The 13,794-nt window shown below is 42.7% G+C and carries 14 protein-coding genes and 1 other annotated feature; of the genes, 2 read left to right on the forward strand and 12 right to left on the reverse strand.

Annotation, left to right across the window (positions count from 1 at the left end; all coding sequences use genetic code 11):
• Positions 1 to 4 precede the first annotated feature (4 nt).
• The 12 genes from LD028_RS10565 to LD028_RS10620 all read right to left on the reverse strand — a co-directional run bounded on the left by LD028_RS10565 (position 5) and on the right by LD028_RS10620 (position 11,202).
• Positions 5 to 1,387 (reverse strand): glycine--tRNA ligase, encoded by a 1,383-nt coding sequence (locus tag LD028_RS10565; RefSeq protein WP_237811788.1) that lies wholly within the window; start codon positions 1,385 to 1,387, stop codon positions 5 to 7.
• A 58-nt stretch (positions 1,388 to 1,445) separates the two neighbouring features.
• Positions 1,446 to 1,622: a binding site (T-box leader), on the reverse strand.
• Between the two features lie 63 nt (positions 1,623 to 1,685).
• Positions 1,686 to 3,215 (reverse strand): alkyl hydroperoxide reductase subunit F, encoded by a 1,530-nt coding sequence (gene ahpF / locus LD028_RS10570; protein ID WP_237811789.1) that lies wholly within the window; start codon positions 3,213 to 3,215, stop codon positions 1,686 to 1,688.
• A 14-nt stretch (positions 3,216 to 3,229) separates the two neighbouring features.
• Complete coding sequence (gene ahpC / locus LD028_RS10575) at positions 3,230 to 3,793, reverse strand: alkyl hydroperoxide reductase subunit C (RefSeq protein WP_237811790.1); 564 nt, start codon at positions 3,791 to 3,793, stop codon at positions 3,230 to 3,232.
• A gap of 241 nt (positions 3,794 to 4,034) precedes the next feature.
• Positions 4,035 to 4,268 (reverse strand): hypothetical protein, encoded by a 234-nt coding sequence (locus tag LD028_RS10580; RefSeq protein WP_237811791.1) that lies wholly within the window; start codon positions 4,266 to 4,268, stop codon positions 4,035 to 4,037.
• Positions 4,269 to 4,278: 10 nt separating this feature from the next.
• On the reverse strand, positions 4,279 to 5,094 hold the full coding sequence (locus tag LD028_RS10585) for a glycosyltransferase family 2 protein (RefSeq protein WP_237811792.1): 816 nt from the start codon (positions 5,092 to 5,094) through the stop codon (positions 4,279 to 4,281).
• A 61-nt stretch (positions 5,095 to 5,155) separates the two neighbouring features.
• Complete coding sequence (locus LD028_RS10590; protein ID WP_237811793.1) at positions 5,156 to 6,352, reverse strand: MFS transporter; 1,197 nt, start codon at positions 6,350 to 6,352, stop codon at positions 5,156 to 5,158.
• A 96-nt stretch (positions 6,353 to 6,448) separates the two neighbouring features.
• Entirely contained in the window at positions 6,449 to 6,844 is a 396-nt protein-coding gene (locus tag LD028_RS10595; RefSeq protein ID WP_237811794.1) for a cytidine deaminase, read from the reverse strand.
• Between the two features lie 25 nt (positions 6,845 to 6,869).
• The gene (locus tag LD028_RS10600; RefSeq protein ID WP_003397112.1) at positions 6,870 to 7,040 is read right to left on the reverse strand and encodes a XapX domain-containing protein; all 171 of its coding nucleotides are present in this window, start codon (positions 7,038 to 7,040) and stop codon (positions 6,870 to 6,872) included.
• A gap of 15 nt (positions 7,041 to 7,055) precedes the next feature.
• On the reverse strand, positions 7,056 to 7,724 hold the full coding sequence (gene deoC / locus LD028_RS10605) for a deoxyribose-phosphate aldolase (RefSeq protein WP_009361022.1): 669 nt from the start codon (positions 7,722 to 7,724) through the stop codon (positions 7,056 to 7,058).
• A gap of 51 nt (positions 7,725 to 7,775) precedes the next feature.
• The gene (locus LD028_RS10610) at positions 7,776 to 8,990 is read right to left on the reverse strand and encodes a NupC/NupG family nucleoside CNT transporter (protein ID WP_237811795.1); all 1,215 of its coding nucleotides are present in this window, start codon (positions 8,988 to 8,990) and stop codon (positions 7,776 to 7,778) included.
• Positions 8,991 to 9,165: 175 nt separating this feature from the next.
• Positions 9,166 to 10,107 (reverse strand): DNA-binding transcriptional repressor DeoR, encoded by a 942-nt coding sequence (locus LD028_RS10615; protein WP_077429126.1) that lies wholly within the window; start codon positions 10,105 to 10,107, stop codon positions 9,166 to 9,168.
• A gap of 129 nt (positions 10,108 to 10,236) precedes the next feature.
• Positions 10,237 to 11,202, reverse strand: a complete 966-nt coding sequence (locus LD028_RS10620; RefSeq protein WP_237811796.1) for an aminoimidazole riboside kinase — start codon at positions 11,200 to 11,202, stop codon at positions 10,237 to 10,239.
• Between the two features lie 103 nt (positions 11,203 to 11,305).
• Between LD028_RS10620 and LD028_RS10625 the strand changes: the two genes are divergently transcribed.
• Complete coding sequence (locus LD028_RS10625) at positions 11,306 to 12,529, forward strand: PucR family transcriptional regulator (RefSeq protein WP_237811797.1); 1,224 nt, start codon at positions 11,306 to 11,308, stop codon at positions 12,527 to 12,529.
• Positions 12,530 to 12,649: 120 nt separating this feature from the next.
• Complete coding sequence (gene ald, locus LD028_RS10630) at positions 12,650 to 13,780, forward strand: alanine dehydrogenase (RefSeq protein ID WP_237811798.1); 1,131 nt, start codon at positions 12,650 to 12,652, stop codon at positions 13,778 to 13,780.
• The last annotated feature ends 14 nt before the right edge of the window (positions 13,781 to 13,794 follow it).

A 13,794-nucleotide genomic window follows, 5' to 3' on the forward strand; every position in this document is an offset into this window, starting at 1 on the left:
TTGCTTAAAACTGAATTTTTTCTTCTAAGAAGCTTTTTAATTCTGCAATTGGAATGCGCGTTTGTTCCATTGTGTCGCGGTCGCGTACCGTCACCATTTCATCTTGTTCCGAATCAAAGTCATACGTAATACAGAACGGTGTACCAATTTCATCTTGGCGGCGATAACGTTTACCGATTGATCCCGATTCGTCGTAATCAACCATAAAGTGTTGTGACAATTGTTCAAAAATTGTACGTGCACCTTCTGATAACTTTTTCGATAACGGTAATACAGCTGCCTTATATGGCGCTAATGCCGGATGAAGATGCATGACGGTACGCGTTGTGCCGTCTGCCAATTGTTCTTCTTCGTACGCATCGATCATAAATGCAAGCGTCACACGATCTGCACCGAGTGAAGGTTCAATGCAATACGGAATAAATCGTTCATTCGTTTCTTGATCAAGGTAATGGAAGTCTTCGCCTGAATATTCCATATGACGACGTAAATCGTAATCGGTACGTGATGCGATGCCCCATAGCTCGCCCCAACCGAATGGGAATTTATATTCAATATCGGTTGTCGCGTTGCTGTAGTGAGATAGTTCGTCTTCGGAATGATCGCGTAAACGAATGTTTTCGCGCTTCATGCCAAGCGATAAAAGCCATTGTTCGCAATATTGTCTCCAATAATCAAACCATTGTAATTCTTCGCCCGGCTTGCAGAAAAACTCAAGCTCCATTTGTTCAAATTCACGCGTACGGAACGTAAAGTTTCCTGGTGTAATTTCGTTACGAAAACTTTTTCCGATTTGTGCAATACCGAACGGTAATTTTTTACGCATCGTCCGTTGTACGTTTTTAAAGTTGACAAAAATGCCTTGTGCCGTTTCAGGACGAAGATAAATTTCGTTGGCGCTCGACTCCGTCACACCTTGGAACGTTTTAAACATTAAGTTAAATTGACGAATGTTTGTAAAGTCACGGCTACCACAATCTGGACAAGCAATGTCGTGCTCTTGAATGAGCTGCTCCATTTTTTCAAACGGAAGCCCATCGACAACCATTTCAATCCCTTTCGCTTCAAGCGCGCCTTCAATTAACTTATCCGCTCGATGACGTGCTTTACATTGTTTACAGTCAATCATCGGATCGTTAAAGTTTCCTAAGTGGCCGGACGCTTCCCACGTGCGTGGATTCATTAAAATGGCCGCATCTAAGCCAACGTTATATGGCGATTGTTGAACGAACTTTTTCCACCATGCGCGTTTAATGTTATTTTTCAATTCTGTCCCTAACGGACCGTAATCCCACGTATTCGCTAATCCGCCGTAAATTTCTGAACCTGGAAAAACAAAACCGCGATGTTTCGCGTGCGCTACAATTTGATCCATCGTTACTGACATCGTTCATCCTCCTTTTGTAAAATATAAACAAAAAACGCCCTCATCCTTAGGCCTTTCGCCTAGGGACGAGAGCGCAACTCCCGCGGTTCCACCCTAGTTGATGCGTAACGCATCCACTTTTGCATAAAGCAACTCCAGACTGCCGTTTCACTAAGCGTCTTTACTAGGCTTTCACCACCCCTAGCTCGCTATAAAAGAACGATCTTAGCTACTATCCATCTTTCATCGTTGCACCTGTATTTCGTTCGGTTGATATTGTATCAAACGAAAATACGGGCGTCAAGGGAGTGGAGAATGGTTAATTTCGAATTAAGTAGTCAAACGCTCCTAAAGAAGCCGTTGCGCCGGAGCCCATAGAAATGATAATCTGTTTATATGCGCTATCTGTACAATCGCCAGCAGCGAAGACGCCAGGAACGTTTGTCGTACCGCGTTTATCGACGATAATTTCCCCAAAGCGATTGCGCTCTACCGTTCCTTCTAACCATTCTGTATTCGGTACAAGCCCGATTTGCACGAATACACCTTGAAGTTCAATATGGTGCTCTTCGCCTGTTGCGCGATCAATATATGTGAGACCGTTCACTTTATCTGTGCCTGTAATTTCTTTCGTTTGCGCGTTTTTGATTACTGTGACGTTCGGTAAGCTGTATAAACGATCTTGCAATACAGCGTCCGCTTTTAATTCTGGCGCAAATTCAAGCACTGTCACATGCTTAGCAATTCCCGCCAAGTCAATTGCTGCTTCAACGCCAGAGTTCCCACCACCAATAACCGCAACATGTTTTCCTTCAAATAGCGGACCATCGCAATGCGGGCAGTAAGCGACCCCTTTATTTTTGAACTCTGCTTCACCTGGAACACCGAGGTTGCGCCAACGTGCACCTGTGGCGATAATGACGGCTTTACTTTTTAACACCGCACCGTTTTCAAGCTCTACTTCAATAAGGTCTTTCTTTTCTAACCGTTTGGCACGCTGTAAGTTCATAATATCAACATTATAATGTTTCACATGTTCCTCAAGACTTGCCGCAAGCTTCGGACCTTCTGTATATTTGACGCTAATAAAGTTTTCAATGCCTAACGTGTCTAAAATTTGACCACCGAAGCGCTCCGCAACGATTCCTGTACGAATGCCTTTACGCGCTGCATAAATCGCCGCTGTTGCACCGGCAGGTCCGCCACCGATGACAAGTACATCAAATGGGTCTTTTTCTGCAAAAGTAGAAGCATCCGGCGTGCTTCCTAACTTCGCAAGAATTTCCTCAAGCGACATGCGTCCGCTTGCGAACGGTTCACCGTTTAAAAAGACCGTCGGCACAGCCATGACATCTTTTTGCTCGACTTCTTCTTTAAACGCTGCCCCATCGATCATCGTATGGGAGATGTTCGGATGTAATACGCTCATCACGTTTAACGCTTGCACGACATCTGGGCAATTATGGCATGTCAAGCTGACGTATGTTTCAAAACGATACGTCCCTTTTAAATGTTTAATTTGTTCAATGACCGCTTGATCGACTTTTGGTGGTCTTCCACTCACTTGAAGCAACGCAAGCACGAGAGAAGTAAATTCATGTCCTAAAGGCACGCCCGCGAATACAACGCCTGTATCTTCACCAACGCGATTGATGCTAAAACTTGGTGTTCTTTCTAGCGTTGTTTTCTCTACTTTGATTTTCGATGACATTGTCGCAAGCTCGTCGACTAAAGCAAGCATATCGCGGGAAACTTTATCGTCTCCCGCGCTCACTTTTAACACAATGTCATTTTCCATCAATTGTAGATATTGGGCGAGCTGTGCTTTAATTTCCGCATCCAATATCATTTACATAAGCCTCCTTAAATTTTACCTACAAGGTCAAGGCTTGGCTTAAGCGTTTCGCCACCTTCTTGCCATTTCGCTGGGCATACTTCCCCAGGATTGTTGCGCACGTATTGCGCTGCTTTAATTTTGTTTACGATTGTGCTTGCATCGCGACCGATGCCGTCTGCGTTAATTTCAACAGCTTGAATAACGCCGTCTGGATCGATGATGAACGTACCGCGTTGCGCAAGACCTGTTTCTTCATCAAGCACTTCGAACATGCGTGATAATTTTTGTGAAGGGTCACCGATCATCACATATTCGATTTTGCTGATCGCTGGTGAATGGTCGTGCCATGCTTTATGTGTGAAATGTGTATCTGTTGAAACAGAGTATACTTCTACACCAAGCTCTTTTAATTTTGGATATTCGTTTTGTAAATCTTCTAATTCTGTTGGGCAAACGAACGTAAAGTCGGCTGGATAGAAGCAAACAACGCTCCATTTCCCTTTTAAGTTTTCTTCTGTTACCTCGATGAAATCGCCGTTATGGAACGCCATCGCTTTAAATGGTTGTACTTGTTTTCCTACTAATGGCATTGTGAATCATCCTCCTTGTTGTATTTTTTTGCATATGCATAGCTTGTCCCAGTCGTACGAAAATTATGACTGAAACAATAATAAAATTATAACAATTACAATGCGATATAAATTATCATATAGGAATGTTTATTTGTCAAGTAAAAACTACACAACTGTCTGTCTTAGTTTTTCGACACGTTTTCTTTTTATTCCTTTCTCATAAATAAAAAAACAGAGCCTTCGCAAAGACTCTGCTTTCTCATATAGCAAAAGTAAAAGCAAGTAAAACAGATACATTACATAATAGCGCAATGACAAATAACCATGTTTGTTTTCCTTTTTTCTTCACCATATATTCCGCAAATACGGTCGTTCCAAAAGCGAAGCAAACGAACAAGAAAAACGAGCCGACGTACCCATGAAATACGTGACGAGTAAGAAGCGGTGAAAACAAAAGTAAAAGAAATAATTGCTGAATGCTCCACCAATACATTTTCCCCCTCCTAGCAATGAATAAAGTGGGCGAGACGGGAACGAAACGGTTCACCATTCCATATGACTTCACTCTTTGCTTGTCGCTTTTGTACTTCCGGCTCTGATAAAAGGAGCCAAAAGTTTTTCGTCGGTAAATCACCCAACCCATGTTTTTCACTTAATCGGTTTAAATACATTTGTCTCGTTTCATTCATTTGTTTCGATAAATGATCTCCTTCATTGGAAAAAGCATAAAGAACACTCGCTGTCGGTACGCGTTTGACACGAAACTCTTTCGCTACACGTAAAAAGAAATCCCAATCCCAATAATTATGAACGTATGAATCAAAATACCCGATTACATCATGAATGGTGCGCCGATACATGCTCCCTGAAGGAACATACGTCGAAAATGTACGCATTGCTTGTAAATCATATTCATATGCAAATAAAAAGCGATCGGTCGGTATACGCATACCATTTTCCGTGCGATAATGAAAAATTTCTACGTCCGAATATACAAAATCCGCATCATTCATATTCGCGATCATTCGCTCCATATGGCACGGCAATAGTAAATCGTCATCGTCACAAAGCATAATAAAGTCTTCTGTCGCCGCACGCACACCGATATTCCGAGCTTCGACGTGCCCGACATTTTCGCTTAATTCCATGAGCTCAATAGAAAGCTCAGGATATGCATCGACAGCAGCTTGTACCGATGAGCCCCCATCGTTGACAATAATGACTTGCGTTGGCTTATACGTTTGTTTGCTTAACGACTCTAGCAATTCTGCCAGCGGAAGTAACCGATTATATGTCGCAATAACTACAGAAACGCCCAAAAGAAAATCCCCTTTCAAAAAAGAAGCTACAATGATACCATTATAGCTTCTTTTCGAATGATTATGCGAGTTCTTGTTGTTTCGTTTCTTTGCCGAGGAAAAGAACGGCAAGTGCACCAATGAAAATCGCGATACAAAATACAGCAAAAATCATCGTAATTGATACTTTTTGTGCAACGAGATAACCGACAAGAAGCGGTCCTAAAATGCCACCAATGCGTCCAAATGAAGCGGCCATTCCTGCCCCTGTTGCACGAATAACCGTTGGGTACTGCTCTGGTGTGTACGCGTAAAGAGCTCCCCATGCTCCAAGATTGAAAAACGATAACAATGCCCCGAATGTCATAAGCGCAACAACCGTCTCAGCATTTCCGAAGAAATAAGCGCTTAACGCCGTCCCGATTAAATATATAACAAGTACCGCTTTGCGACCGATGCGTTCGATTAACCACGCGACGCTAAAATAACCTGGCAATTGCGCTAACGTCATGATGAGCACGTACTCAAAGCTTTTAATTAAACTAAATCCTTTCATGACCATGACGCTCGGTAACCATAAAAACATACCGTAATAAGAAAAGACGACCATAAACCATAAAATCCAAAGCATTGTCGTTTGCTTGGCATACGGTTTTGCCCAAACATCCACAATATTGCGCCAGACGGAACGACGCTCCACCTTTGTTGCCATAAATTTTTGTGAATCTGGCAAGTTTATGCGCAAATAAATCGCGTATAACGCTGGTACAGCCCCTAAAATGAGCGCCATTTGCCAACCGTACGTCGGAATAATGAAAAATGAAATGAGCGCCGCTAATAACCAACCGCCTGCCCAAAAGCTTTCCAATAAAACGACAATTTTTCCTCGTTCATGGGCAGGTACGCTTTCCGACACGAGCGTTGATGCAACCGGAAGCTCTCCTCCAAGCCCCATGCCAATGAGAAAGCGTAAAATTAAAAAGACCGTTAGCGTTGTCGCAAGCGCAGATAATCCACTGCCAATTGAAAATAATAAAAGCGTAATGATGAAAACTTGTTTTCGCCCAATGCGGTCAGCTAACAATCCGAAAACGAGTGCGCCGACGGCCATGCCAATCGAGTTGATACTCCCGATCCAGCCCATTTGCTCGGCTGTTAAATTCCACTCCTTCTGCAAGGCAGCGATAATAAACGAAAGCATCCCTACATCCATCGCATCAAATAACCAGCCAAGCCCGGCAATCCAAAGCAACTTGTTTCTTGATACGTCTTTACTCATGTCATCCCTCCGTTGTCAGCTGTCAAATGTCTTCCTCATGATTATATTTCCTTTTTTGTTATGTATCAATGCAAAAAGCGTCGGGAAAACCGACGCTTATCGCAAGTCTTCTTTTGAAAACGCTCCAGGAAGAAGTTCTTTTACTGTTGTTTCCTGCATATCGCCTTTCATATTCGCTAAAACAACAGGCATATTTGGATCACATAATTCAACAATGACTTGACGGCATGCGCCACACGGGGGAACTGGCCGCTCCGTATCTGCAACGACGGCTAACATCGCATACTCATGATCGCCTTCTGAGTACGCCTTAAATAAAGCGGTACGCTCAGCGCAGTTGCATAAACCGTATGATGCATTTTCGATGTTGCAGCCACCGTACACTTTTCCATCTTTCGTTAATAGTGCTGCTCCCACTTTAAACTTGGAATACGGAACGTACGCCCGTTCTCTCGCTTGTTTTGCCGCTTCAATTAACTGTTGTTTATTCATTGTTGATCATCCCTTCTTGGGCTGTTTAGTTAAAAAACGTCTTCATTAACCAATCGGCAACGACGCCACCTAAATATACGCCAAATACCCCCATCATTCCTGCCAATACAGGCGGAGCTGGCAATGGCAAACGTAAAAACTTAAACAAAATCCCAACAACAAGCCCAGCAAGTAAGCTTAATAATACTTCTTTCATCGGTCAATGCCTCCATTAGTATGCTTCGTTTGACGTTGTTCCTTCCATAATCGCTGGTCCAGAGCTTGTACCGATACGGTTTGCACCTGCATCAATCATCGCTTTTGCATCTGCCGCACTACGCACACCACCAGACGCTTTCACTCCAACGTTTGGACCAACTGTTTTGCGCATTAATGCAACGTCTTCTACTGTTGCACCGCCGCTTGCGAATCCTGTTGATGTTTTAACGAAATCTGCCCCAGCGCGAACCGCAATTTCGCATGCGCGCACTTTTTCCTCATCTGTCAACAGCGCTGTTTCAATAATAACTTTTGTTAAAGCTTTTCCTTTTGCTGCATCAACAACAGCACGAATGTCGCGCTCTACAAGCTCATGATCGCCGTCTTTTAACGCACCGATATTGATGACCATATCGACTTCTTGCGCACCATTTTCAATCGCTTGTTTTGTTTCAAACGCTTTTACTTCTGGTGTTGTCGCTCCTAACGGAAAGCCGATGACTGTACACACTTTTACTTTCGTTCCTTGTAAACGCTCAGCAACGAATTTCACCCATGTTGGATTCACACATACAGATGCAAATTCGTACTTTTTCGCTTCTTCCACTAGTTTTTCAATTTGTGCTTTCGTTGTTTCTGGCTTTAATAACGTATGATCGATCATGCTAGCAATGTTCATCATTCATTCCTCCTTAAAATTTGAAGTGATCGAAGCGCACGAGGCGCTTCGTCGTTAAATAAACATACCCGCAATGGATGCACTTAACAGCGAAGCGAGCATACCAGCAAGGACAGCTTTTAAGCCCATGCGTGCAATATCGCTACGACGATTTGGCGCTAAGCTTCCTAAACCACCAAGTAAAATACCCATCGAAGAAATATTAGCAAATCCACATAGCGCAAAGCTAACAATCGCTACCGTTTTTGCTGATAACTCTGGAATTTGTGGCGCAAACGATGAATACGCAACAAACTCGTTTAAAATCAATTTTTGTCCGATAAATCCACCAGCTGTCACTGCTTCAGACCAAGGTACCCCGATCGCAAACGCAATAGGTGCGAAAAGGAACCCTAAAACTTTTTGAAGCGTTAAACCATCGTAATTAAACAAGTTTCCGATTCCGCTAAGCAATCCGTTAATTAACGCGATTAACGCAATAAACGCTAACAACATCGCACCGATATTTAGAGCCAACTTTAAGCCGTCACTTGCCCCGCGCGCCGCTGCGTCGATGACGTTTGTAGATTCCTCGTCTTTTTCCATTTCAAAATGTTCATCTTCTTTAATCGGCTCTGTTTCTGGCACGATCATTTTCGCCATGACTAATCCCGCTGGCGCCGCCATAAAACTTGCCGCAAGTAAATATTCAAGCGGAACACCTAAAAGCGAATAACCAACAAGAACAGAACCGGCAACTGATGCTAAGCCTCCTGTCATAACCGCAAACAGTTCCGACTGTGTCATTTTTGATAAGTACGGACGAATAACAAGCGGCGCTTCCGTTTGACCGACGAAAATGTTCGCTGCTGCTGACATTGACTCCGCTTTGCTCGTCCCAAGCAATTTCGCGAGCGGGCCACCGATCATTTTAATGATCCACTGCATCACCCCAATGTAGTAGAGAACAGAAATTAATGCAGAGAAGAAAATGACGACCGGCAACACTTGGAACGCAAACACAAATCCGATGCCTTTTGCCGCAAACATCCCGCCAAACAAAAAGTTAATTCCTTCGTTCGCATAGTTAATAATGTTTGTGACACCATTTGTCAACCACTGCAATGCCGCTTTCCCTGCTTCCCACTTTAAAACGATAAACGCAAAAGAAACTTGAATCGCAAGACCACCTAAAATCGTTCGTGGATTAATCGCTTTGCGATTGTTTGAAGAAAGAAAAGCGATCCCAAGGACAACGACAATACCGACAAGTCCCCAAACGATATTCATGTTGAACACTCCTATAAGTTGAATTTTGATTACGTAATCAATATAACAAGAAAATGAACGTATGTAAACGTTAACATGAACAAATGTCAAAGAAAATTCATGGTTTCGCTAAATCTTTCTTCCTTTTTACATAAATAAAGGGGGCTTTTATTCTTTTCCCCCTCTTCCCTTTCCTTTATTCTTTTTCTAACAAACATTCGGCAGTAAATTGATCTGTTACTAATACGTTTGCATATTTTCCTTTCAATGCTCCGTATATGCCAGCAACTTTATGAATACCTCCCGCAATCACAATCGAGTATTCCTTATTTTTCAACTCTTCTAACTCAATGCCAAGCGTGCGTGCATTTAACTCCTCGCTGCATAGCTTTCCGTTTTGATCAAAAAAGCGTGAACAAATGTCACCGGCTGCTTTTGAATAAATCGTTTGCAAATCTTCTTCTGTAAAATAACCAAGCTGGAACAATAGCGACTCCGATTTAATTGGTCCAATCGTAAATACAGCAATATTCGCTTGTCGACCGAGATCGAGAATTTTGCGAATGTGGCGATCTGCTTCCATTGCCTGCTTAACAACGACGTGATCAACGATCGCAGGTAACGGCAAATGATGCACTGTTGCATTGAAGGCGCTTCCAAACAAGTGTAAAATATCTGACGCAAACGTATTCGTTTCTGATAAGCTAACGCCTCCTTTTAATTGCACAACTTTCACATCTTTGACGTGTTTATGCCTTAGCTGTAATGCGACGTGATACAACGTTGTTCCCCATGTGACACCGATCACATCGCCGTCTTTGACGATCGACCGTAAATATTCTGCCGCTTCTTTTCCTAAATATTTTTTAATAATGCCATCTTGATGTTCAGGGACCGACACAACAATTGCTTTTTTTAGATTGAACTTTTGTTCAAGTTGTTTTGCTAGCTGTTGAATATCTTCAGCCGGATCGTTAATTTTAATTTCTACAATCCCTTCTTCTTTTGCTTGTTGTAGTAAACGCGACACCGTCGGCCGCGATACGCCAAGTTTTTTTGCAATATCGTTTTGATTGTAGTCTAGTAAATAATACAATTTCGCTGCTTCAACGACTTTTTTTAGCTTATCTTGCTCCATCGCTTCATCACCTTTTATTATTGACTGAAAAAAGGAGCAACCTTCCATATTTGAAGGAATACTCCCTTTTCTTTCATCATACGAAAAAAACTGAACATTTGACAAGAAAAAGTTTTAACATAATTTCTATTATTTCGACCAACCTTCGCGTAAAATACGTTCGACTTCATCGCGTGTTGGCAACGCTGTCATTGCCCCTTTCGTTGATGCAGCTAACGCTCCAGAAACGCTCGCAAAACGCGCCATTTGTTCAATTTCCGTAAGGGATAACGAATCGATTGTTCCTCCTCTTTCGTGCAAGCAATACAGCATGCCAGAAACGAAAGCATCACCCGCTCCTGTCGTATCAACCGCCTCTACTTTAAGCGCTGGCGTAAATACGGATCCTTCTTTCGTAAACGCATAACTACCATTCTCTCCTAGCGTAACAACGATGAGGGGAATATTGTATAGGGCAAGGGCATCAATACCTTTTTGAATATCTTGCTCTCCTGTAATGAATGTCAACTCTTCTTCAGAAATTTTAAGTACATCCGCTTCTGGTAACATCGACACAATCATTTCGCGAGCTTGCTGTTCACTTTCCCATAAACCAAGGCGCAAATTGGGGTCATATGAAACGATCATGCCGTTTTCTTTAGCTAGCATAACAGCTCGCTTTGTAGCGCTTCGTGCTGGCTCACTAATGAGTGAGATCGAACCAAAATGAAGAATGCGATGTGTCCGAAATAACGACTCATCAATTTCTTCTTCGCACAAAAAGCGATCAGCGCTCGGGTTAATGTAAAAATCAAAGCTCCGTTCTCCGTTTTCCGCTAACGTTACAAAAACGACACCTGTGCGAACATCATCACTAAATTGAAGGAAAGATGTATTCACTCCATATGCATCAAGCGTTTCTTTTAGAAAAACGCCTAATACATCGCGACCAACTTTCCCTAAAAACGTCGCTGGAACACCGATCCGTGCAACACCAACCGCAACATTTGCAGGCGCTCCACCTGGGCTTTTTTGATACGCCTGATTTGTTGCATCAAGTGGAATAAAATCGATTAACGCTTCACCAAGACTAATAACTCCTTGCTTCATCATCATCCCTCCCATTCCATCGTAATACGTTTAATTATGCAAATGCAACGCACAAAAATAAAACGTGCTACAATAATCGTAAAACAACGTAAGAAACGGAGTGGATGTCATGAATCCTTTTGCCACTCATTTTGAAAGTTTAGAGGAGTTTGCCGATCGTGTGAGCGAGTTATTGCAATGTCCGATTACGATTGAAGATGCAAACCATCGCTTAATTGCTTACAGTGGACATGAGCATTATACTGATCCCGCCCGTACAGCGACCATCATTCATCGTCGTGTGCCAGAGCGCGTCATTAATAGTTTATGGCGCGAAGGGGTGATTCCAAAACTTTTACAAAGTGAGGAGCCTGTTCGTGTCGCCGAAATTTCAGAAGTAGGGCTAGGCAATCGCATCGCTATCTCGATTTGGAAAAATAAAGAGGTGCTCGGATTTATTTGGGCAATTGAAATGAATGAGCCGTGGACAGAACATCAGTTTGATTTGTTAAAACAAGCAGCGAAAGCAGCAAAAAATTTATTGTTGCAATTACAAATTCGCAAACATAAAAAAGAAGAGCGCATTCAAGAGTTTTTTTGGAAACTACTCACCGGACATTTTTCATCTGCCCATGACATCGTTGAACAATGCCATCAACTAAACGTACATGTGTATCCGTTTTTTTCTGTCGGCATTTTTCAATTTCAACAACACATTCAAACGCAAGTAGAGCGGCAAATTGATTACTTATTAAAAACGACACAACAACTCGCTATTCCGCTTTATACGATTGATCATCAGCGGTTAATTGTGCTCGTTGCGCCAAGTTCGAACGTCTATGGGGAAGCGCATATTGAACGATTTTTCCGTTCATTTATGACGCAAATGAAAGAACGATTTCGCGTTGACATTATGATGGGAGCATTCGGAAATGTATATGAGTGCTATACAAAAATTGCTAAAAGCTACGAAGAAGCGCAAACGGTATTGAAAATGAAACGCGCCTTTCCTCATCAACTTGCGAATATTCAAGGTTATCAACATCTCGGCATGTATCAATTTTTTGATTTACTTTTTGAGAAAAAACGACATGGGGATTTCCACAACGCAGCACTCGAAAAGCTGAAACAATACGATGCACAGCATCATACAAACTTAGTTGAGACGATCGAAACGTATCTCGACTGTGACAGCAACGTCAACGAAACGGCGAAAACGCTCAATATTCACCCGAATACGCTTGCTTACCGTCTGAAGCGAATCAATGAAATCGGAAACATCGACCTAGGGAACATGAGCGAAAAAGTGAAACTATATATCGATATGAAATTAGACAAATATCGGACAACATAGCTTTTGTGGAAATCCACAAAAGCTCGTTTTTTCTTTCTCTTTTCTAAACAAACACCAAATGATAAAAAACATTTATACTGTAGATAATAATGAAAGACAACATGAAAGGGGAAACAGCACATGATTATTGGTGTTCCAAAGGAAATTAAAAATAACGAAAATCGTGTAGCGATTACACCTGCTGGCGTTATGTCATTTGTCAGCAATGGACATACTGTTATCATTGAGAAAGATGCAGGAATTGGAAGCGGTTTCACAAATGAAGATTACGTTCAGGCAGGGGCGCAAATCATTGAGCACGCTGCAGACGTTTGGGCACAAGCAGATATGGTGATGAAAGTAAAAGAGCCGCTACCGAGCGAATACGAGTATTTCCGTCCAGGATTAGTGCTATTCACATATTTACATCTTGCTGCTGAGCCAGAGTTGGCACGTGCATTGAAAGAAAAAGGTGTCATTGCGATCGCTTATGAAACAGTACAAGTTGGTCGTACGTTGCCACTTTTAACACCGATGAGCGAAGTAGCAGGACGCATGGCAGCACAAATTGGCGCACAATTCCTTGAAAAACCAAAAGGCGGAAAAGGAATTCTTCTTTCAGGCGTTCCTGGCGTTAGTCGTGGAAAAGTTACAATTATTGGTGGCGGTGTCGTCGGAACAAACGCTGCAAAAGTGGCGATCGGCTTAGGTGCAAACGTAACAATTATCGACTTAAGCGCAGAACGTTTACGTGAACTTGACGATATTTTCGGAAGCCAAATTAATACGCTTATGTCTAATCCAATGAACATCGCACAAGCTGTTGCGGAGTCTGACCTTGTGATCGGTGCCGTATTAATCCCAGGAGCAAAAGCGCCAAAACTTGTGACAGAAGAAATGGTAAAAGCGATGCAACCAGGCTCGGTCATCGTTGACGTAGCGATCGACCAAGGTGGCATTGTGGAAACGAGCGACCATGTGACAACACACGACAACCCAACATACGTGAAGCACGGCGTCGTTCACTATGCAGTCGCGAACATGCCGGGGGCGGTTCCACGCACATCTACACTCGCATTGACAAACGTCACAATGCCGTACGCACTACAAATTGCAAATAAGGGCGTGCAAAAAGCTGTTGCGGACAACCCGGCATTACGCCTCGGTGTAAACGTAGCAAACGGAGAAATCACATACGAGGCAGTCGCACGCGACCTCGGTTACGATTACGTTCCGGTCGAAGTAGCGTTAGATAAACAATTGTTAGCATAAAGACGAAAGGTGTC

It is taken from the genome of Anoxybacillus sp. LAT27, from assembly GCF_022030075.1.
GTDB classification, from domain to species: domain Bacteria; phylum Bacillota; class Bacilli; order Bacillales; family Anoxybacillaceae; genus Anoxybacillus; species Anoxybacillus kestanbolensis.

Bases quoted from the DNA above. Each gene is read 5' to 3' on its own strand.
- LD028_RS10610 (WP_237811795.1), bottom strand. From the start codon at position 8,990: ATGAATATCGTTTGGGGACTTGTCGGTATTGTCGTTGTCCTTGGGATC.
- ahpC (WP_237811790.1), bottom strand. From the start codon at position 3,793: ATGCCATTAGTAGGAAAACAAGTACAACCATTTAAAGCGATGGCGTTC.
- LD028_RS10615 (WP_077429126.1), bottom strand. From the start codon at position 10,107: ATGGAGCAAGATAAGCTAAAAAAAGTCGTTGAAGCAGCGAAATTGTAT.
- LD028_RS10580 (WP_237811791.1), bottom strand. From the start codon at position 4,268: ATGTATTGGTGGAGCATTCAGCAATTATTTCTTTTACTTTTGTTTTCA.
- LD028_RS10565 (WP_237811788.1), bottom strand. From the start codon at position 1,387: ATGTCAGTAACGATGGATCAAATTGTAGCGCACGCGAAACATCGCGGT.
- LD028_RS10595 (WP_237811794.1), bottom strand. From the start codon at position 6,844: ATGAATAAACAACAGTTAATTGAAGCGGCAAAACAAGCGAGAGAACGG.
- LD028_RS10620 (WP_237811796.1), bottom strand. From the start codon at position 11,202: ATGATGATGAAGCAAGGAGTTATTAGTCTTGGTGAAGCGTTAATCGAT.
- ald (WP_237811798.1), top strand. From the start codon at position 12,650: ATGATTATTGGTGTTCCAAAGGAAATTAAAAATAACGAAAATCGTGTA.
- deoC (WP_009361022.1), bottom strand. From the start codon at position 7,724: ATGATGAACATTGCTAGCATGATCGATCATACGTTATTAAAGCCAGAA.
- LD028_RS10600 (WP_003397112.1), bottom strand. From the start codon at position 7,040: ATGAAAGAAGTATTATTAAGCTTACTTGCTGGGCTTGTTGTTGGGATT.
- LD028_RS10590 (WP_237811793.1), bottom strand. From the start codon at position 6,352: ATGAGTAAAGACGTATCAAGAAACAAGTTGCTTTGGATTGCCGGGCTT.
- LD028_RS10625 (WP_237811797.1), top strand. From the start codon at position 11,306: ATGAATCCTTTTGCCACTCATTTTGAAAGTTTAGAGGAGTTTGCCGAT.
- ahpF (WP_237811789.1), bottom strand. From the start codon at position 3,215: ATGATATTGGATGCGGAAATTAAAGCACAGCTCGCCCAATATCTACAA.